The organism is Burkholderia anthina (genome assembly GCF_001547525.1).
GTDB classification, from domain to species: domain Bacteria; phylum Pseudomonadota; class Gammaproteobacteria; order Burkholderiales; family Burkholderiaceae; genus Burkholderia; species Burkholderia semiarida.
The window spans coordinates 1,170,710-1,189,817 of the sequence record NZ_LNJP01000003.1 but is presented as its reverse complement, the minus strand read 5'-3'; the positions used below and the strand labels follow the sequence as shown (position 1 = coordinate 1,189,817).

Below are 19,108 nucleotides of genomic sequence, written 5' to 3'. Positions count from 1 at the left end.
TCACCCGCGCGGCTTCGGCGCGGTACGGACGCCGGCGATCGCGCGAGGCGAGGAACGGAGGGATTGCGCTACGTGGCCGTCGGCACGCGGCTGACATTCGACCGTGCCGACGCCGCGCGCGCGGGGGCGTGCGGCGCGCGGCCGGGAAGCGGGGCGGTGCCCGTGATGGCGTACACGGCGCCGGGTTCAGCCCGCCGCTCGAACAGGTCGGGCGCGAACCGCGTGCGTGAGCGGGGAGCGGCGTCGTGCTACGCCGGGAAGCGCGCGCTGTCGGGCGCCGGCACGAGATCGTCGGGCCACTGCACCTCGAACCGCGTGCCGCCCGCGCCGGTCGGCACGCACAGCGCTTCGCCGCGGTGCGCGCGCGCGATCGCCGCGACGACGGCGAGCCCGAGGCCCGTGCCGCCGGGTTGCGTCTCGTCGACGCGCCGGAATGCCTGGAACACGTGCGGCGCGAACTCGGCCGGGATGCCCGGGCCGTCGTCCTCGACGCGCAGCCGGCACATCCCGTTCTCGATGCGCGTCTGGATCCGGATCGCGCCGGGCACCGCGTGGCGGCGTGCGTTTTCCAGCAACGCGAGCAACGCCTGGCGGATGCGGACCGGATCGCAGCGCATGCGCCGCGGGTCGAGATCGAATTCCGGATGCTGGCCGGCGGCCTGCAGCGCGTGCGCGAACGCGTCGACCACGGCGCGCACCTCGGCGGAGAGGTCGGTGTCGCGGATCTCGATGCTGAGGTGGCCGCTGTCGGCGAGGCTGACCACGCGCAGATCCTCGATCAGCCGCGTCAGCCCTTCGACCTGCGCGAGCAGGCTGCGGTACAGCGCGTCGCTCGGCGTGAACACGCCTTCGGCGAGCCCCTGCAGCCGCCCGCGCAGCACGGTCACGGGCGTGCGCAGTTCGTGCGCGATCGCCGCGTTCCAGAAGGTTTGCTCGGCGGTCACGCGCTGCAGCTCGCTCGCGAGCGCGTTGAAGTTGTCGGCGAGCAGCGCCGCTTCCTTCAGCGAACGGTCGCCGGCGACGGCGCGCGCCCCGAGATCGCCGCGCGCGACGCGGCGGATGCTGTCCGTCACCGAATTCAGCGGCACGAGGATGCGGCGCGACAGGTTGATCGCAACGACGACCGCGATCAACAGACCGACCAGCGTGGTCGAGATGATCCACACCCACTCCGGCCCGCTCGGCAGCCAGCTCACCGTCTGGAACGACTGGGGCGAGTACTGGTACAGCAGGTAGTAGAACGCGTAGGCCGTCACGACGATCAGCACCGTGACGCCGAAGGCGATCGCGCCCATCGTCAGCGCGATCTGGCGGCTCAGGCCGTCGAGTCTCACTCGCCGCTCCACAGTTTGTAGCCGACGCCGCGCACGCTTGCCGGCACGCCCGCGACGCCGAGATCGTCGAGTTTCTTGCGCAGCTTGCTCACGTGGCTGTCGACCGTGCGCTCCAGCGCATCGCCTTCCGGCAGGCAGGTGGCCATCAGCTCGGCGCGGCTGAACACGCGGCGCGGCGCGCGCGCGAGCTGCGCGAGCAGCTTGAATTCGGTGAGCGTCAGCACGAGCGTGCGGCGCGTGCCGTCGATTTCGACCGTCGCTTCGTGGTGCTCGAGATCGATCTCGAACGGCGCCGCGCGCAGCACGCGCTGTTCGTCCTGGCGCGCGCCGCCCATCGACCGGCGCAGCACGGCCTGCGCGCGCGCGACGACTTCGGCAGGGTTGAACGGCTTGACCACGTAGTCGTCGGCGCCGATGCGCAGCCCGGTCAGCTTGTCGATGTCCTGGTCGAGCGCGGTCAGCATGATGACCGGCGTGTCGCCGCGATGGCGGATCTCGGCGAGCACCTTCCAGCCGTCGACGTGCGGCATCTGCACGTCGAGCAGCACGAGGTCGGGCTTCAGCGACAGGTGGAGTTCGAGGGCGCGGCGCCCGTCGGCGGCGTGCACGGTGCGCAGGCCGTTGCGCGCGAAATAGGCGATCAGGATCTCGGCGATCTCGGGTTCGTCCTCGGCGATGAGGACGAGCGCTTGCGCGCCTTGGCCGGCGCCGGCAGATGAAGAAAATTCGGGCATGGCCACTCGTTCGGATCCATCGGGGTTCCATTGGATCGCCATACTACCGTACGGCCCGGTCGATCGATTGGAGACGGGCGGCCACGCCCCGGCGAGACGCCGCCCCAGGCGGCGCGAACCGTCAGTGCCCGACTTCCTTCAGCAGCGCGGCGGCCGCGAGCTTGCCGACGCCGTTCGACGCGAGCGGGCTGTCGCCCGTGATCAGTTTGCGGTCCTGATGGCAGCGGCCGGTCATGTCCTTGTTCAGCACGCGCGCGCCGAGCTTTTCGAGGCTTTGCGCGACGAGCCACGGCAGCGGGCCCGGCATGTAGCCGATGTCGAGGTTCGGCCCGGTGTCGAGCGCATCCGGAAACACGCACATCTCGTAGTCCTTGAACGGGTAGTCGCGCGGATCTTCGTCGATGGCGGCCGACAGCAGGCATGCGGGCCCGTGACACAGCGTGACGATGTGCCGGTCGTGGTCGAGCGCCCAGCGCAGCGTACGCTTGACGTCCTGGCTGTGCGGAATGCCGGCGAGCACGCCATGGCCGCCGGGAATGAACACCGCGATATACGGCGAGTCGGCGCCGGGATGCTGGTCGAGCACGTCGGACAGCTTGAGCGGCGTCTTCAGCTTCGGCAGGTACTTGCGGTAGGTGCTCTGCACGGCTTCGTCGTCCTGCGGCATCGCCCAGAGTTCGAGCTTGGCCGGATTGCCGGACAGCGTCGCGATGTCGATCTCGAAGCCGGCCTTGTCCATGTGGTGCATCGGCAGCAGCATCTCGACCGGATGATTGCCGGTCGAGAACATCTTGCCGTTCGTCATCAGGACGTAGCGCTCGTCGGTCGCGATCATCAGAACTTTCCACTTGCCGCCGGTGTACGGATTCGGATAATCCGCGCCGTCGAAGTCCGTCTTCGACGACGTGTACTGCGACAGCGAATATGGCGACGGGAAATACGCATTGTTCTCCGCCGGGTCGGGTGCGGGCGTGCGGCTCATCTGCGTCGTGTCGGAAGTCATGGCTGCTCCTTGCTGGGGAGATGGGGTAGGTGGCGGGCGCGAGCCGGTGGCCGCATGCGCGAGCCGGAGAGGGCGATCCCGCATCGGCGGCGCGGCGTTCCGGTCATGTCCGGTCGGGTGAACGGGCACCCCACGGGAAGGATACGCGCTGCGATGCATCCTACAGCGGCGTGTTGCGGTGAGCGCCTCCCCGAACGGGTGGGTATCGCGTGCCAATCGCCGTGTTACGTGCACGGGCGGCCGGCGGCCGGTTTCGACAAGGGCTGGCTCCCCCCGGACAGGGGGGACGCGAAAGCCGGGCGGTCCGGTATCGTGGCCGCACGCTCGACGACCCGACCGGTCGCCCATGGAGACACTCATGAATTCGTCGTACTCGTATCCGCAAGCCGAACCGGCACCGTCCGCCCACGCGTATCCGCTGCTGATCAAGCAGTTGCTTCACGCGCCGCTGGCGACGCGGCCCGAGCAGGAGATCGTGTACGGCGACCGCGTCCGGCACGACTACTGGGCGTTCCGGCATCGCATCGGGCAGCTCGCGAGCGGGCTGTCGTCGATCGGCGTCGGCGCGGGCGACGTCGTCGCCGTGCTGGATTGGGACAGCCATCGCTACCTCGAGTGCTACCACGCGATTCCGATGATGGGCGCGGTACTGATGACGGCCAATGTCCGGCTGTCGCCCGACCAGTTGCTGTATACGCTCGACCATTCGGGTGCACGCGTGGTGCTGGTTCACCGCGATTTCCTGCCGTTGCTGGCGGGCATGCGCGACCGGCTCGACTCGGTGCGGCACGTCGTGCTGATCGCCGACGGCGACGACATCGACCTGCCTGACGGCTTCGCCGACGAATACGAGCGGCTCGTCGCGGCCGGTTCGCCCGATTTCGCGTTCCCCGATTTCGACGAGCACACCCGCGCGACGACGTTCTACACGACGGGCACCACCGGCCTGCCGAAGGCCGTCGCGTTCACGCATCGCCAGCTCGTGCTGCATACGCTCGCGGGCATGGCGGCGTTGTCGAGCGCGCGCGATCGCGGCCGCGTGCATCGCGACGACGTCTACATGCCGATCACGCCGATGTTCCACGTGCACGCATGGGGGATGCCTTACATCGCGACCGCGCTCGGGCTCAAGCAGGTCTATCCGGGCCGTTATTCGCCGGACGGACTGGTCGCGCTGATCGCGCGCGAAGCGGTAACGTTCTCGCATTGCGTGCCGACGCTGCTCGCGATGATTCTCGACAGCCCGGCGTCGGCGGCGGCCGACCTGTCGGCGTGGAAGGTGATCGTCGGCGGCTCGCCGCTGTCCGACGGGCTCGCGCGGGCAGCGCTCGCGCGCGGGATCGAGGTCTACACCGGATACGGGATGTCGGAAACCTGCCCGCTGATGACGATCGCGCAGATCGACCCGCCGCGGGCGGGCGGCGGCGCGTCGGCCGACGACGACATCGCGCGCCGGACGAAGGCGGGCTTGCCGTTGCCGCTCGTCGACCTGCGCATCGTCGACGCGCAGTGTCGCGACGTGCCGCACGACGGCCGGTCGGCGGGCGAGGTCGTCGTGCGGATGCCGTGGGCGACGCCCGGCTATCTCGGCGACGCGCAGGCGTCGGCCGCGCTGTGGGCGGGCGGCTACCTGCATACGAACGACATCGGCGTGATCGATCCCGACGGCCGGCTGCAGATCACCGACCGGATCAAGGACGTGATCAAGACGGGCGGCGAATGGGTGTCGTCGCTCGAACTCGAGGACATCCTGTCGCGCCACCCGGCCGTGCGGGAGGCAGCGGTGATCGGCGTGAAGGATGCGCGCTGGGGCGAGCGTCCGCTCGCGCTGGTCGTCCTGACCGACGAGCAGGTCGGCCGCGTCGGGCCGGACGAGCTGAAAGCGCATGTGAAGCAGGTGGCCGACCGCGGGCTGATCTCGCGCTATGCGGTGCCGGAACGGCTGCTGATCGTCGACGCGATCGAGAAGACGAGCGTCGGGAAGATCGACAAGCGCGCGCTGCGCGAGCGCTACCAGTCCGATTGAGCGGCGCGCCCGGCCGCCGCCGGCGCCGGCCGCTCGGGACGAGGCGACTTCCTCGCCGCCGGATACCCCCCGAATGGGGGGCTGAACAGCGCGCGCCGGTTCGAGAACAATGCGGGTCCCATGTCGCGGCCGATATGCGCAGCGTGCGCACACGCCGGTACGGACATCACCTACTTTTGACGGCCGGCGCCGAATCGTTATGCTGTTTGCGGCGCACGGCGAGACCGGGCCGGTCGACGGCTTCGCTCGCGGCGCCGGCGGACACGCGATCAGCGCGAGGAGAACAGGAGCAGCATGGCGCCGACGGACAGCAGACAACCGGCCCGCCCGCCGGACACCGATGCGATCGAAGTGCTGGTGCGCACGAAGCTGGCGCCGGCGTCGGCCCGCGGGATCGTGGCGCGCATCGCGCGGCTCGGGCGGCTCGGGCGTGGCCTGGACCGTCGGCTGACGCTCGTGAGCGCGCCGGCCGGTTACGGCAAGACCACGCTGCTGGCGGAGTGGCGCCAGGCACTGGTGGCGTCGGGCGTGAAAGTCGCGTGGGTGAGTCTCGACCAGGACGACGACAACGCGTCGATCTTCGCGTCATACGTGGTCGCCGCGATCGTCGACGCGACCGGCGGCGTCGGCGCCCGCGCGCGGCAGTTGTTGCGCGATCGCGCGCTGATTCCGCTGAAGACCGTATTCGACGAACTGCTCAACGAACTGGACAGCGCGGGCGTCGACCTGTTCCTGATGCTCGACGACTTCGATCGCCTCGCGTCGCCGGTCATCCACGACGCGATGTTCGATCTGCTGCGCTACGCGCCGTCGAACCTGCATGTCGTGCTGTCGTGCCGCTCGGTGCCCGCGTTGCCGCTCAGCTATTTCGAGTCGCGCGACGAGCTGGTGCGGGTGGACGAGAACGACCTGCGCTTCGACGACGCGGAGACGCGCGCATTCTTCGAGCGGGTGGCCGGCAAGCCGCTCAATGCGGAAAACGTCGGGCGCCTTCGCGCGGCGACCGAAGGCTGGGTGTCGGGCCTGCAACTGGCGGCCCTGGCGCTGCACGACGACAGCGACGCGGCGCGCGTGGCCGAACAGGTCGGCCGCGCGCGTGCCGGCATCGCCGCGTACATGAACGAGAACGTGATGACGCAGGTGCCGGACGCGATCCGCCACTTCCTGCTGCATACGGCGGTGCTCGACCGGATGACGCCGGCGCTGTGCGATGCGCTGACCGGTCGCGACGATGCGCTCGACTGCCTCGAATGGCTGAGCGCGCACAACCTCTTCATCCGGTCGATCGACGGCGGCCGCCAGCGCTACCGTTATCACGCGCTGTTCCTGCACTACCTGCGGGAGGAGCTGGCGCTGCGGGAGCCCGGCGCGGTGGCCGCGCTGCATCGCCGCGCGAGCGCGTGGTACGCGGCCGAGCGGCAATGGCCGGACGCGGTCAGGCACGCGCTCGCGGCCGGCGACTTCGACGCGGCCGCCGGCTGGGTCGAGGCGTGCGCGATGAAGCTCATCGCGTCGAGCGACGTGCGTACCGTGCTCGACTGGGTGTCGCGCCTGCCCGCGCAGGCGCTGACGGGCCGCCTGCGGCTGCGGATCGCGCATACGTGGGCGCTCGCGCTGTCGATGCAGATCGTCGATGCGCGGCGCGCGCTCGAAGCGCTGGAAGCCGACATCGAGATCGGGCGGCTCGATACCGATGCCGTCACGGCGACCGAACTGCTGGCCGTGCGCGCGCTGATCGCCGGGCTGTCGGATCGCAGCATCGAATCGCTGCAGCTCGGCGAGCGCGTGCTGGCGGCCGCACCGCCGGCCGGTTCCTGGGTCGAGCAGATCGGGCAGACGACGCTGATCTTCGGGCTGGGCTACGCGGGCCGCCTCGGCGACGTGCTGGATCTCGGCGTGCGCGCGGAGCACGCGGCGTCGGGGCACGAGCCGCTTTACGCGAACGTGTACCGCCAGAACATGGCGGGCCTGGCCGAGTTCGTCGCCGGGCGGTTGCACGACGCGTCGAAGACGTTCGAGACGGCACTGCGGGCCGCCGAACGCTCGGCGGGGCGCCTGTCGGCGGCGACGGCGCTGTCGGCCGGCTACCTGTCGGCGATCTATTACGAATGGAACGACTGGGCGAAGGTGCGCGACGCCCAGGCCGACCGCTTCGACATCGCGATGCAGGCTTGTTCGCTCGGGCCGTTGCTGAGGTTCATGCAGACTGCCGCGCTGCTGCAATTCCGGTCGGGGAACGACGCGCGCGCGCACGACATACTCGACGAAGCCGATCACATCGCATGCAGCCGGCAATGGCTGCGGTTGCGCGTCGCATGCATGGCGACCGGCATCCGGCTGCATCTCGCCGCCGGCCAGCCGACGCAGGCTCATCGTGTGGGGCGCGCGCTGGCGTCGCTGGTGTCGCCCGTGCCGCCGCACGAAGCGTCGAGCCACGTCGAGACGTGGCAGATGGCGCAATCCGCGCAGGCAAGGCTGCTGCTTGCCGATGCGCGCGCGAACGAGGCCGCGCAGTGCATGGCGACCGTGCATGCGGTGCTGGCCGCGCGCGGATTCGACTGGTTCGCGGCGCAGGCCGCCGTGTTGCATGCGATCGCGCTCGATCAGGCGGGCGACGAAAGCGCGGCGCTCGCGGCGTTGGCGCGTGCGCTCGAATACGGCCAGGGCAACGGGCTCGTCCGAACCTTCGTCGACGAAGGGGCGGCGGCCGAGCGTCTGCTGGCGCGCGTACAGAAGCGTGCCGACCGCTTTCCGGCAGTCGGCGCGTGGTATCTGCGCGATCTGGCCCGTGCGTTCGACGCGCAGCGGGCATCGAGCGGGGCGCCGGCCGCGCGGCAGGGTGCGCCCGGCAACCTCAGCGCCCGTGAAGTCGAGATTCTCGACTACGTCGCGCGCGGCCTGTCGAACAAGGAAATCGCCCGCGCGCTGCGCGTCGCGCCGGAGACGATCAAGTGGCACCTGAAGAACATCTTCGAGAAGCTCAACGTGACGTCGCGCATCCAGGCGGTGCGCAGCGGGCTGGCGCTCGATGCGTCACGGGTGCGACGCGACGACGAATGACCGGCTGACGCGGCGCCGCCCGCGTCAGCCGTGCGCGGCGAACGCGGCCACGATCTCGTCGATCGCCGCGCGGATCCGTGCGGTGTGGCGCAGGTCGCGGTGCGTGACGAGCCAGACCTCGTACGGCGACTCCCGCACGCGGTCCGGCCAGATGCGTGCGAGCCCGTCGCGCTCCCCCATGTGGACGGGAATCTCGCCGATGCCGAGGCCCGCGCGCAGCGCCGCACGCAGCATCAGGTTCGAGTTCGTGCGCGTGACGATGCGCCCGCCGTCGATCGGTTCGCCGGCGAGGGTGGGCTTGCGGCTGGCCTCGACGTACGGCTGGTAGACGGCGAGGTCGTGGCCCGCGAACGCGCGGCCGCGCTCGGGTTCGCCGTGCCGGTGCAGATAGTCGGGCGACGCGAACAGGCCCATGTCCCAGCGTGCGAGACGGCGCGCGACCAGATCGGGGTTCTCGGGCCGCACCGTGCGGATCGCGATATCGGCTTCGCGTTTCGCGAGATTCAGGATGTGGGTCGACGTGTTCAGCGCGACGGAGACGTCGGGATGTTTCGCGTGCAGCCGCGCGATCGACGGCATCACGAACTCGATCGCGAGCGCGTCGGTCGTCGTGATCTTCACCTCGCCGGCGAGCCGCCGGTCGACGCCCTGCGTCAGTCGCACCAGCTCGTGCGCGTGCTGCTCCATCGCCTCGGCGGCGCGCAGCGCCAGTTCGCCGACCGGCGTGGGCAGATAGCCTTTCGACGAGCGCAGGAACAGCGTCGCGCCGAGCATGTGCTCGAGCGTCGCGAGCCGCCGCCCGACCGTCGCCTGATCGACGCCGAGCGTGCGCGCCGCGCGGCGCAGCGTGCGCTCGCGATGGATCGCAAGAAAGACGCGCGCGTCGTCCCAGTTCATCGTGTGTCCCGACTGATGCATTTTTGCATTCCCCGACCGGTAATTCGCTGCGTGCCCGCACGCGGCATCGCCCATAGACTGGCTTCACTTACATGGCGATGCCGCGATTCGGGGATGGCCCGCGAATCGGCCGCGCATCGACGAACGTTGAGGATCATATCGTGACTGATGACGCGAACGCTCTTCCCACCCACATGACGGCGATCGAAATCGTGCGTCCCGGCGGCCCCGACGTGCTCGTGCCCGCGACCCGCGCCGTACCGGCGCCTGGCCCCGGCGACGTGCTGATCCGGATTCACGCGGCCGGCGTCAACGGCCCCGACGTATTCCAGCGCAAGGGGCTGTACGATCCGCCGCCTGGCGCGTCCGACATTCCCGGCCTCGATATCGCCGGCGAGGTCGTCGCGATCGGGCGCGACGTCACGCGGTTCGCCGTCGGCGATCGTGTCTGCGCGCTGATTCCCGGCGGCGGCTACGCGGAGTACGCGGTGGCGAACGAGAGCAACACGCTCGCGATTCCCGACGGCCTCGGGATGGCCGAGGCGGCGGCGCTGCCGGAAACCTTCATGACGGTGTGGCTGAATCTGTTTCAGCGCGGCGGGTTCAAAGCCGGCGAAAGCGTGCTGATCCACGGCGGCGCGTCGGGCATCGGCACGACGGCGACGATGCTGGCGAAGGCGTTCGGCGCATCGGCGATCGTCACGACCGTCGGGTCGGACGCGCAGCGCGACGCGAGCATGCGGCTCGGCGCGGATCTCGCGATCGACTATCGCAGCGAGGATTTCGTCGATGCGGTCGCGCGCTTCACGGGCGGCAAGGGTGTCGACGTGGTCGTCGACATCATCGCGGGCGACTACGTCGCGCGTAATTTCGCGGCGGCCGCGATGAACGGGCGCATCGTGCAGATCGGCGTGATCAATGGCCCCGCGAAGGAGCTCGACCTGTTTCCGATGCTGACGAAGCGGCTCACGCACATCGGCTCGACGCTGCGCTCGCGCACCTACGCGGAGAAGGCGCAGATCATTCGCGAGCTCGAGGAGGCCGTGTGGCCGCTGATCCGGCAAGGCACGGTCAAGCCGCAGGTCTATCGGCTGTTCGATCTGCGCGACGCGCGCGCGGCGCACGAGCTGATGGATTCGGGGCGGCATATCGGCAAGATCGTGCTGGCGACGCCGGCCGCGGATCGTTCGCTTCGGGCGGCCGTCGACGCAAACGCCAAGCATTCCACATGATCGGCCGACGCTTCAGCCCCCCGGTCGGGGGGCTGAAGCCGCGGCGCGGATGGCCCGACAATCGACGACATCGAATGCGCCGCCGCGCTCCGCCGGCGCGTCGCGTGGATGCAGCACCGGACCGGACGATCAATCGAAATGGACATGCTCGAAAACATGCGGACATTCGTGCGCGTCGTGCAGGCCGGCAGCTTCACCGCCGTCGCGAAACAGGCCGATATGGCGACCGCGCAGGTGTCGCGGGCCGTCGCGAGCCTGGAGGCGTATGCGCAGATTCGGCTGCTGAACCGGACCACCCGAAAAATCGCGCTGACCGACAGCGGGCGCCGCTATTTCGAGCGCCTGCAATCGATCCTGGGCGAGGTCGACCAGGCGAATGCCGAGGCCCGGAACGCGCTGATCCGTCCGTACGGACGCTTGCGCGTGCATACGATGCCGGGGCTCGGACAGAGCCACGTGACCGCGTCGGCGGTGGCCTATCGGGCGCGCTTTCCCGAAGTCGCCATCGAGATGACTTATTCGCAACGGATGCCCAATCTCGTCGAGGAAGGCTACGACGTCTCGGTCGTGACGGCCGCGAGCCTGCCCGACTCCGCCTGCATCGCGCATTCATGCGGCACGTCCTTCAGCGTGCTGGTCGCGTCGCCGGCCTATCTCGCCCGCTACGGCGCGCCGTCCGTGCCCGCCGACCTGGCGCGCCATACCTGCCTGCGCCTCGACACGCCGGCGGAAGCGAACGACGAATGGCTGCTGCACGGCCCCGGCGGCCAGACCGCGTCGCATGCGGTAACGGCCGCGCCGTTTCACGCGAATGCGCCGGAAGCGCTGTCGATCGCGCTGTGTGCGGGACTCGGCATCGGCTCGCTCGCGATCTATTCGGCGATCGACGACCTGCGCAGCGGGCGGCTCGTGCGCGTGCTGCCGGACTACCGGCTGGCGATGCTCGACGTGTACGCGATGTATGCGTCGCGCCGCTTCGTGGACGCGAAGGTCCGCACTTTCATCGACCATCTGCGTGCGACGTTGTCGCCCGCGCTGAAAGCCGACGTGCGTGCGCTTGACGCGCTCACGGCGCCGCACGGACGCGACCGCGCCCGTGGGTTGTCCGGTGTCACGGCCTGACGGCCGGCCCATTCGTCGTACCCGTTCGTTCCTGTCCAGGAGAATCCGATGAAGTCCCGTTTTGCAATCGTCGCTGCAGGTTTCGTTGCGTTGTCGCCGCTGGCCGGTCATGCGCAGTCCGCCACGGCCGCCGCACCCGCCGAGCAGGCGGCGTCGGCGCCCGCGTCGCCACGCGCGGCGAAGAAGGCCGAACGCGCGGCCGACCGTGCATTCGCGAAGAAGGTTCGCCAGGCGATCGTCAGAGCGCCCGGCGTCGACCATGCGCAGGTCACCGTGTTCGCGAACGCGAAGACGGGCGACGTGACGCTCGCCGGGCAGATCACCGACGAGTCCCAGGACCGGGCCGCAGTGGATGCGGCCCGCCGGGTACCGGGCGTGACGTCGGTGAAGAGCAGGCTCCAGTTGCGTCTGGAGGGCGGCCAGTAACGGGCCGCGTCGACGGCATCGGGTGCATGTCTTCGCGGGCTTCGTCGTGTAAAGAATCCACGGCGAAGGCTGCGGAAGGCACGCACCCGTGCCGGCTGTGACGCGTCCCCTCGCCGGTGCCGGAGCGTCAGATCCGACCGAGCAGCACCAGTATCACGACAATGACGACGATCAGCCCGACGGTCCCCGATGGCCAGTAGCCCCAGCTTCGGCTATGCGGCCATGCAGGAAATGCTCCGATGAGCAGCAGAATCAGAACGATGATGAGGATCGTACCGAGCATCGCATCCCTCCTGGATTTATTCGACACGGTGTGGGCTGACGCAATTCGCGTGCCGCGACGCGGTGGCCGACGAAAGCGGACGCGAGGGAGTCGTTTGAATGCTGGGAATTCACACGATGAATACTCGGTGATTCAGAAAATAAATTTCAAAAATGCCCGCTCAATCGCTATGCTGGGCCTTCGGTTTTCCCTCGGGCGAGTGCAATGGCTGAACTCTTTCTGGTACGGCACGGACAGGCGTCGTTCGGCACCGACGACTACGACCGGCTTTCCGCGGCGGGCGACCAGCAGGGCGCCTGGCTCGGCGAATACTTCGCGCGGCAGGGCTTGACGTTCGACCGCGTGGTCTGCGGCACGATGAACCGTCATGCGCAGACGGTCGCCGCGATCCTGCGCGGGATGGGCCGCGAAGGCGTCGCGGTCGACCGCCATCCGGGCCTGAACGAATACGATTTCCACGGCCTGTTCGCGGCAGCCGCCAGCGACTACCCGGAGATCGCGCGGCTCGCGGCCGGCTCGATGAAGGAGCACTTTCGCGCGCTGCGGCAGGTGCTGCAACTGTGGACCGAGGACAAGCTCGGCGATGCGGCGCCCGAAACGTGGGCTCATTTCCAGCAGCGCGTGGCCGCCGCGCGCGCGGCGATCCGCGCAGGCGGCGGCCGGCGCGTGCTGGCGGTGAGCTCCGGCGGCCCGATCGCGGTGACCGTGCAGCAGGTGCTCGCGGCGCCGCCGTCGAGCGCGATCGCGCTGAACCTGCAGATCCGCAACAGCAGTCTTTCGCAGTTTTTCTTCAACGCCGACGCGTTCCACCTCGCGTCGTTCAACGGCATCCCGCATCTGGAGGATCCCGAACGACACGCGCTGCGCACCTACGGCTGACCCACGAACGATCGCGACGATGACGAACCCTTCCCAGCAACTCGACGTAGCCCGCCTCACGCGCTATCTGGAAACGCACGTGCCGGGCTTCGAAGGCCCGGTCGACACGGAGAAGTTTGCCGGCGGCCAGTCGAATCCGACTTTCCTGCTGAACGCGAAGAGCGGCCGCTACGTGCTGCGCCGCCAGCCGCCGGGCGAACTGCTGAAATCCGCGCACGCGGTCGACCGCGAATTCCGCGTGCTCACCGCGCTGTCGGGCACCGCGGTGCCGGTCGCGCGTCCGTATCACCTGTGCGAAGACCGCGACGTGATCGGCAGCCTGTTCTACGTGATGAGTTTCGAGGATGGCCGGATCTTCTGGGATCCCGCGCTGCCGGAACTGCCGAAGGCCGAGCGCGCGACCTGCTACGACGCGCTCTTGCAGACGATGGCCGCGCTGCACGACGTCGACGTCGACGCGGTGGGCCTCGCCGATTACGGCCGCCCCGGCAACTACTTCGAGCGGCAGATCGGCGTGTGGACGAAGCAGTATCGGGCGGCCGAGACGGAGCGCCTCGACGCGATGGAGACGCTGATCGACTGGCTGCCGAAAGCGTGCCCCGAGGACACGGGCCGGCCGGCGCTCGTGCACGGCGATTTCCGGATCGACAACCTGATGTTCGCGCGCGACGGCTATCGCGTGCAGGCCGTGCTCGACTGGGAGCTATCGACGCTCGGCAACCCGCTCGCCGATCTCGCGTATTTCTGCATGTGCCTGCGGCTGCCGTCCGGCGGGCAGGTGCGCGGGCTCGCGGGCCAGGATCGTGCCGAACTCGGTATTCCCGACGAAGCGGCGATTGTCGCGCGCTACTGCGAACTGCGTGGCATCGCGCCGATCCGCGACTGGCATTTCTACCTCGCGTTCAGTTTCTTCCGGCTCGCGGCGATCGCGCAGGGCGTGAAGGCGCGCGCGCTGCAGGGCAACGCATCGAGCGAGCAGGCGCTGCGCGTCGGCGAAATGGCCGGCCGGCTGGCCGAACTCGCCGTCGGCGTGATCGACGCGCATCGCTGACGTCGCCCGCGAAGCGTCGCGCTTGCGACGCTCGTCGAGCGGCGACACGACAACACAATCAATGGAGGAGCACAGCAACATGGCAACGAACCTGTTCGACCTGACGGGCAAGATCGCACTGGTGACGGGCGCGAGCCGCGGCATCGGCGAGGAAATCGCGAAGCTGCTCGCCGAGCAGGGTGCGCACGTGATCGTGTCGAGCCGCAAGCTCGACGACTGCCAGGCCGTGGCCGACGCGATCGTCGCGGCGGGCGGGCGCGCCGAGGCGCTGGCGTGCCACGTCGGGCGCCTGGAGGACATCGCCGCGACGTTCGAGCACATCCGCGGCAAGTACGGCCGCCTCGACATCCTCGTGAACAACGCGGCCGCGAACCCGTATTTCGGGCACATCCTCGATACCGATCTCGCCGCGTACGAGAAGACCGTCGACGTGAACATCCGCGGCTACTTCTTCATGTCGGTCGAGGCCGGCAAGCTGATGAAGACGCACGGCGGCGGCGCGATCGTCAACACAGCGTCGGTGAATGCGTTGCAGCCGGGCGACCGGCAAGGCATCTACTCGATCACGAAGGCGGCCGTCGTCAACATGACGAAGGCGTTCGCGAAGGAATGCGGGCCGCTCGGCATCCGCGTGAATGCGCTGCTGCCGGGGCTCACGAAGACGAAGTTCGCGGGCGCGCTGTTCGCCGACAAGGACATCTACGAGACGTGGAAGGCGAAGATCCCGCTGCGCCGCCACGCGGAGCCGCGCGAAATGGCCGGCACCGTGCTGTATCTCGTGTCGGACGCGGCGAGCTATACGAACGGCGAATGCATCGTCGTCGACGGCGGCCTGACGATCTGAGCGCGCGATGAAACTCGACAGCTACGCGGGCCAGGCCGTGATGATCACCGGCGCCGCGAGCGGCTTCGGCGCGCTGCTCGCGAGCGAACTCGCCGCGATGGGCGCGCGGCTCGCGCTCGGCGACCTGAACGGCGACGCGCTCGAACGCGTGGCCGGGCCGCTGCGCGCGGGCGGCGCCGACGTGATCGCGCAGCGCTGCGACGTGCGCATCGAAGCCGACGTCGCAGCGCTCGTGCATGAAGCCGTCGCGCGCTTCGGGCGCGTCGACGTCGGCATCAACAACGCGGGCATCGCACCGCCGATGAAGGCGCTGATCGACACCGACGAAGCCGACCTCGACCTGAGCTTCGCGGTGAACGCGAAGGGCGTGTTCTTCGGGATGAAGCACCAGATCCGCCAGATGCTCGTGCAGCGCGAAGGCGTGATCCTGAACGTCGCGTCGATGGCCGGGCTCGGCGGCGCGCCGAAGCTGGCCGCATACGCGGCGTCGAAACATGCGGTGGTCGGGCTCACGAAGACGGCCGCGCTCGAATACGCGCGCCACGGCATCCGCGTGAACGCAGTGTGCCCGTTCTACAGCACGACGCCGATGGTCACGGACAGCGATATCGGCGAGCGCCGGGATTTCCTCGCGCAGGGCTCGCCGATGAAGCGGCTCGGCCGGCCCGACGAAATCGTCGCGACGATGCTGACGCTGTGCGCGAAGGAAAACACTTATCTAACCGGGCAGGCCGTCGCCGTCGACGGCGGCGTCTCGGCCTTCTGAAGCGGACGAACGGAAACACGCAATCTCGAGGAGTCGATCATGGACTTTGGCTACACCCCGAAAGTGGAAGCGCTGCGCGAACGCGTGCGGGCATTCATGGACGCGCACATCGTGCCGCGCATCCGTCAGTGGAACGACGAGGTGCATGCGGGCCAGTATCCCGTGTCGTTCATGGAGGAACTGAAGGAACGCGCGAAAGCGGAAGGGCTGTGGAACCTTTTCCTGCCGCATTTGAAGGACGACGAGCCCGGCACGGGCCTGACGAACCTTGAATACGCGCCGCTCGCCGAGATCATGGGGCGCGTGAGCTGGGCGTCGGAAGTGTTCAACTGCAACGCGCCGGATACCGGCAACATGGAGCTGCTGCACATGTTCGCGACGCCCGAGCAGCGCGAACAGTGGCTGCTGCCGCTGCTGCGCGGGGAAATCCGTTCGGCGTTCGCGATGACGGAGCCCGACGTCGCGTCGTCGGATGCGACCAACATCACGACCCGCATCGAGCGCGTGGGCGACGAGTACGTGATCAACGGCCGCAAGTGGTTCATCACGAACGCCGCGCATCCGAATTGCAAGATCTTCATCGTGATGGGCAAGACCGATCCCGAGGCCGAATCGCACCAGCAGCAGAGCATGATCCTCGTGCCGCGCGACACGCCGGGCGTGACGGTCGTGCGCAACATCACGGTGGTCAATCACCATGCGCCGGAAGGGCATTGCGAGATCACGTTCGACAACGTGCGCGTGCCGGTGCGCAACCTGCTCGGCGAGGAAGGCAGCGGCTTCGCGCTCGCGCAGGCCCGCCTCGGGCCGGGCCGCATCCACCACTGCATGCGTTCGATCGGCGCGGCCGAGCTGGCGCTGGCGCTGATGATCGACCGCGCGCAGTCGCGTGTCGCGTTCGGCAAGCCGCTGAACCGGCACGGCACGGTCGGCGAATGGATCGCGCGTTCGCGCATCGAGATCGACCAGGCGCGCCTGCTGGTGCTGAAGGCCGCATGGATGATCGACAAGGTTGGCGCGAAGGCCGCGCGCAAGGAAATCTCGATGATCAAGGCGCTCGTGCCGACCGTCTACACGGACGTGTGCGACCGCGCGATGCAGGTATTCGGCGCGGCGGGCCTGAGCCCCGATACGCCGCTTGCCGACCTGTGGACCTGGGGCCGCGCGCTGCGCTTCGCCGACGGTCCGGACGAGGTGCACCTGCAGGCGATCGCGCGGATGGAGATCAAGGACGGCGAACCCGGTGCGACCGCGCCGTACCTGACGCCGCCGCCGCGCGGATGAGCGGCGCGCCGCGCGGGCCGGCGACGTGGGCGAACGGGAGGCGCACACCGTATTAATATGCCGGCAAGGAGATTCGGCGATGCGCCTTTCGAAGATTGATCTGAACCTGTTCGTCGTATTCGAGGCGATCTACAACAAGCGCAACCTGACGCGCGCGGCCGAGGTGCTGAACCTCACGCAGCCGGCCGTCAGCAACGCGCTGGCGCGGCTGCGCAAGACGCTGAACGATCCGCTGTTCGTCAGCACGCCGGCCGGGATGATGCCGACGCCGATGGCCGAGAACATCGTCGGCCGCGTGCGCGAGGCGCTGCAACTGCTCGATTCGAGCGCGCACGAAGGCGACGTGTTCGATCCGGCTACTTCGGCGCGCGTGTTCCGGCTCAGCATGAGCGACCTGACCGAAGCGCTGCTGCTGCCGGCGCTCGGCGAGCTGCTGCAGGCGCGTGCGCCCGGCATGCACGTGCGCAGCTATACGCTGGACCGCCGCGAAGTCGCGACCGCGCTCGCGAACGGCTCCGTCGACATCGCGATCGACGCGCCGCTGATCGGCGATCCGCATCTGCACCAGGCGCTGCTCGTGCAGGACCGCTACGCGTGCATGATCCGCGACGATCATCCGTTCAAGGGCGACACGCTGACCATGGACGACTACCTGTCGATGGGGCACATCCACGTGTCGAGCCGCCGCAAGGGAAGCGGGCACGTCGACGCGGAACTGACGCGGCTCGGGCTGCGCCGCAACATTCAGATGCGCGTGCAGCACTACATGGTCGCGCCGCTGATCGCGATGCGCGGCGATCTCGCGTTGACCGCGCCGTTGCGGCTCTTGCAACGCTATCCGGCGCGGATTCTCGAGCTGCCGTTCGAGATGCCGGGGCTCGACTACTTCTGCTACTGGCATCGCAGCGCCGATCAGGATCAGGGGAGCCGGTGGCTGCGCGAGCAGTTGATGACGCTGATGGGCGGGATGGGCGGCGGGCGGTGACGCGTGGCGCGTGCGTGTCGCGCGTTCGCCGATACCTCAGTGCCGCTCAATACGAATCGTCGTCGAAGCGCGACGATGCCGGCCGGCGCTTCATGTCCTTCAACCAGCCCCGGACCTGTTCCGGATCCTCGAACTCGCGCAGCGCGACGCTCAGATCCTGGTTGCTGCGCTGCATGCCGGCAATGTCGCGCGCGAGCATGCGCAGCACGGTATCGGGCGCGACCTTGGTGGACGACGCGATGCCGTAGGTCCGCCGGAAGTCGTTCTCGACGTGCACGATCTCCTGGTCGAGCTCGCGCAGTTGTTCCTCGAGGATACCGTTGTAGCGCGTGAGTCGCGCTTCGCCGAGGCCGTCGATCGCGCGCCGGTCGATCTGTTCGATCTCCAGCTGCAGCTCGAGCAGTTGCAGCAGGTTGCCCTTCTCGTACGCGCGGTTGACCCGCTGCATCAGCACGGTCTTGCGTTGCTGCTCCTGCGGATCGGTTTCGCGATCGGGATGCAGCGCGCTCGCGAGCTTGCGATAGATCTCGCGGATCGACTTGCTCGACTCGGCCCGCTCGGCTTCGATCCGGGCCTGCGCGGCCGATTGCTTCGGTGCTTTCTTGCGCTTCGCGCGCTGGGCCTCGCGGGCCGCGTGAGCGGCCATGTCGCGCTCGAACTGCGCGTCGAGTTCGGCCTGCATGCGTTCCGCGAGTTCGTCGGGCGACAGCGCGTCGAGATCGTCCAGCGGTTGCGATTGCGGTTCGGCTTCCCGTGCCGGTTCCGCCGGCTCGGGATCGGCCGCGGCGGCGCCGACGTTTCCGGACGCGGCATGCCGGTTATAGATGATCTTCAGCGCCGGGTCGTCACTCACGTTCAGCAAATCATTCGCCATGTCGGCGATCAACTCGGACAGCATGCGCTGCTCGGCCTTGCTCAGGCCCTTCTGCAGAAACGCGTCGTCGAGCAGATGAATCAGCCGGATGCGCAGCGCCGTCGCTTCCTGTTCGAGCGGTAACAGCCCGTCCACGAACTTCTTCTGGAACGCCGGCATCACGGCTTCCCACGCGCCGAGCCGCTCGCGCCGCTTTTCGATCTGCTTGACGAGCGTATTGAACGTGTTCTGGGCTTTCGACAGGCTGGCTGTCTCGTGGCCGGGCGCGATGGCGACCGCGGCGCCGCGACGTGCGGTCATGATGGTGT

At 68.7% G+C, this 19,108-nt stretch carries 17 protein-coding genes; 11 read left to right on the top strand and 6 right to left on the bottom strand.

Annotated elements, in window-relative coordinates; all coding sequences use genetic code 11:
* Window positions 1–248 precede the first annotated feature (248 nt).
* The 3 genes from WS64_RS25465 to hchA all read right to left on the bottom strand — a co-directional run bounded on the left by WS64_RS25465 (window position 249) and on the right by hchA (window position 3,071).
* Entirely contained in the window at window positions 249–1,334 is a 1,086-nt protein-coding gene (locus WS64_RS25465; RefSeq protein ID WP_060968092.1) for an ATP-binding protein, read from the bottom strand.
* Window positions 1,331–2,068, bottom strand: a complete 738-nt coding sequence (locus WS64_RS25460; RefSeq protein ID WP_059574782.1) for a response regulator — start codon at window positions 2,066–2,068, stop codon at window positions 1,331–1,333. Before WS64_RS25460 ends, WS64_RS25465 begins: the two co-directional genes overlap by 4 nt.
* A 121-nt stretch (window positions 2,069–2,189) precedes the next feature.
* Window positions 2,190–3,071, bottom strand: a complete 882-nt coding sequence (hchA, locus tag WS64_RS25455) for a glyoxalase III HchA (protein ID WP_060968091.1) — start codon at window positions 3,069–3,071, stop codon at window positions 2,190–2,192.
* A 358-nt stretch (window positions 3,072–3,429) separates the two neighbouring features.
* Here hchA and WS64_RS25450 point away from each other — a divergent pair, with 358 nt between their 5' ends.
* Together WS64_RS25450 and WS64_RS25445 are read left to right on the top strand one after the other, a co-directional pair.
* Complete coding sequence (locus WS64_RS25450) at window positions 3,430–5,097, top strand: fatty acid--CoA ligase (RefSeq protein ID WP_208606871.1); 1,668 nt, start codon at window positions 3,430–3,432, stop codon at window positions 5,095–5,097.
* Between the two features lie 294 nt (window positions 5,098–5,391).
* A complete protein-coding gene (locus tag WS64_RS25445; RefSeq protein ID WP_060968089.1) occupies window positions 5,392–8,157 on the top strand; it encodes a LuxR C-terminal-related transcriptional regulator in 2,766 nt (921 codons plus the stop codon).
* A 24-nt stretch (window positions 8,158–8,181) separates the two neighbouring features.
* Here WS64_RS25445 and WS64_RS25440 read toward each other — a convergent pair whose 3' ends face one another.
* Window positions 8,182–9,054: a LysR family transcriptional regulator gene (locus tag WS64_RS25440; RefSeq protein ID WP_060968590.1), complete on the bottom strand. Its 873-nt coding sequence runs from the start codon at window positions 9,052–9,054 to the stop codon at window positions 8,182–8,184.
* 92 nt (window positions 9,055–9,146) lie between these two features.
* Here WS64_RS25440 and WS64_RS25435 point away from each other — a divergent pair, with 92 nt between their 5' ends.
* The 3 genes from WS64_RS25435 to WS64_RS25425 all read left to right on the top strand — a co-directional run bounded on the left by WS64_RS25435 (window position 9,147) and on the right by WS64_RS25425 (window position 11,834).
* Window positions 9,147–10,286, top strand: a complete 1,140-nt coding sequence (locus WS64_RS25435) for an NAD(P)H-quinone oxidoreductase (RefSeq protein ID WP_208606869.1) — start codon at window positions 9,147–9,149, stop codon at window positions 10,284–10,286.
* 138 nt (window positions 10,287–10,424) lie between these two features.
* The gene (locus WS64_RS25430) at window positions 10,425–11,408 is read left to right on the top strand and encodes a LysR family transcriptional regulator (RefSeq protein ID WP_060968087.1); all 984 of its coding nucleotides are present in this window, start codon (window positions 10,425–10,427) and stop codon (window positions 11,406–11,408) included.
* 48 nt (window positions 11,409–11,456) lie between these two features.
* Entirely contained in the window at window positions 11,457–11,834 is a 378-nt protein-coding gene (locus tag WS64_RS25425) for a BON domain-containing protein (protein ID WP_060968086.1), read from the top strand.
* 127 nt (window positions 11,835–11,961) lie between these two features.
* Here WS64_RS25425 and WS64_RS33535 read toward each other — a convergent pair whose 3' ends face one another.
* Complete coding sequence (locus WS64_RS33535) at window positions 11,962–12,117, bottom strand: DUF3309 family protein (protein ID WP_006483086.1); 156 nt, start codon at window positions 12,115–12,117, stop codon at window positions 11,962–11,964.
* A gap of 204 nt (window positions 12,118–12,321) precedes the next feature.
* On the opposite strand from WS64_RS33535, the gene WS64_RS25420 reads away from it, so the two are divergent.
* From WS64_RS25420 to WS64_RS25395, 6 genes are all read left to right on the top strand, one after another.
* A complete protein-coding gene (locus WS64_RS25420) occupies window positions 12,322–12,996 on the top strand; it encodes a histidine phosphatase family protein (RefSeq protein ID WP_059645178.1) in 675 nt (224 codons plus the stop codon).
* 19 nt (window positions 12,997–13,015) lie between these two features.
* On the top strand, window positions 13,016–14,047 hold the full coding sequence (locus tag WS64_RS25415; RefSeq protein ID WP_060968085.1) for a phosphotransferase: 1,032 nt from the start codon (window positions 13,016–13,018) through the stop codon (window positions 14,045–14,047).
* Between the two features lie 79 nt (window positions 14,048–14,126).
* Window positions 14,127–14,891, top strand: coding sequence for an SDR family oxidoreductase (locus WS64_RS25410; RefSeq protein ID WP_060968084.1), 765 nt, complete (start codon window positions 14,127–14,129; stop codon window positions 14,889–14,891).
* A gap of 7 nt (window positions 14,892–14,898) precedes the next feature.
* Window positions 14,899–15,657, top strand: a complete 759-nt coding sequence (locus WS64_RS25405) for an SDR family NAD(P)-dependent oxidoreductase (RefSeq protein WP_060968083.1) — start codon at window positions 14,899–14,901, stop codon at window positions 15,655–15,657.
* A gap of 39 nt (window positions 15,658–15,696) precedes the next feature.
* Window positions 15,697–16,941 carry an acyl-CoA dehydrogenase family protein gene (locus WS64_RS25400; RefSeq protein ID WP_060968082.1) on the top strand — a complete coding sequence of 415 codons (1,245 nt, stop codon included), beginning with the start codon at window positions 15,697–15,699 and terminating at the stop codon, window positions 16,939–16,941.
* 79 nt (window positions 16,942–17,020) lie between these two features.
* Entirely contained in the window at window positions 17,021–17,926 is a 906-nt protein-coding gene (locus WS64_RS25395) for a LysR family transcriptional regulator (protein ID WP_060968081.1), read from the top strand.
* Between the two features lie 46 nt (window positions 17,927–17,972).
* On the opposite strand, the gene WS64_RS25390 is transcribed toward WS64_RS25395, so the two are convergent.
* Entirely contained in the window at window positions 17,973–19,100 is a 1,128-nt protein-coding gene (locus WS64_RS25390) for a J domain-containing protein (RefSeq protein WP_060968080.1), read from the bottom strand.
* Window positions 19,101–19,108: the final 8 nt, after the last annotated feature.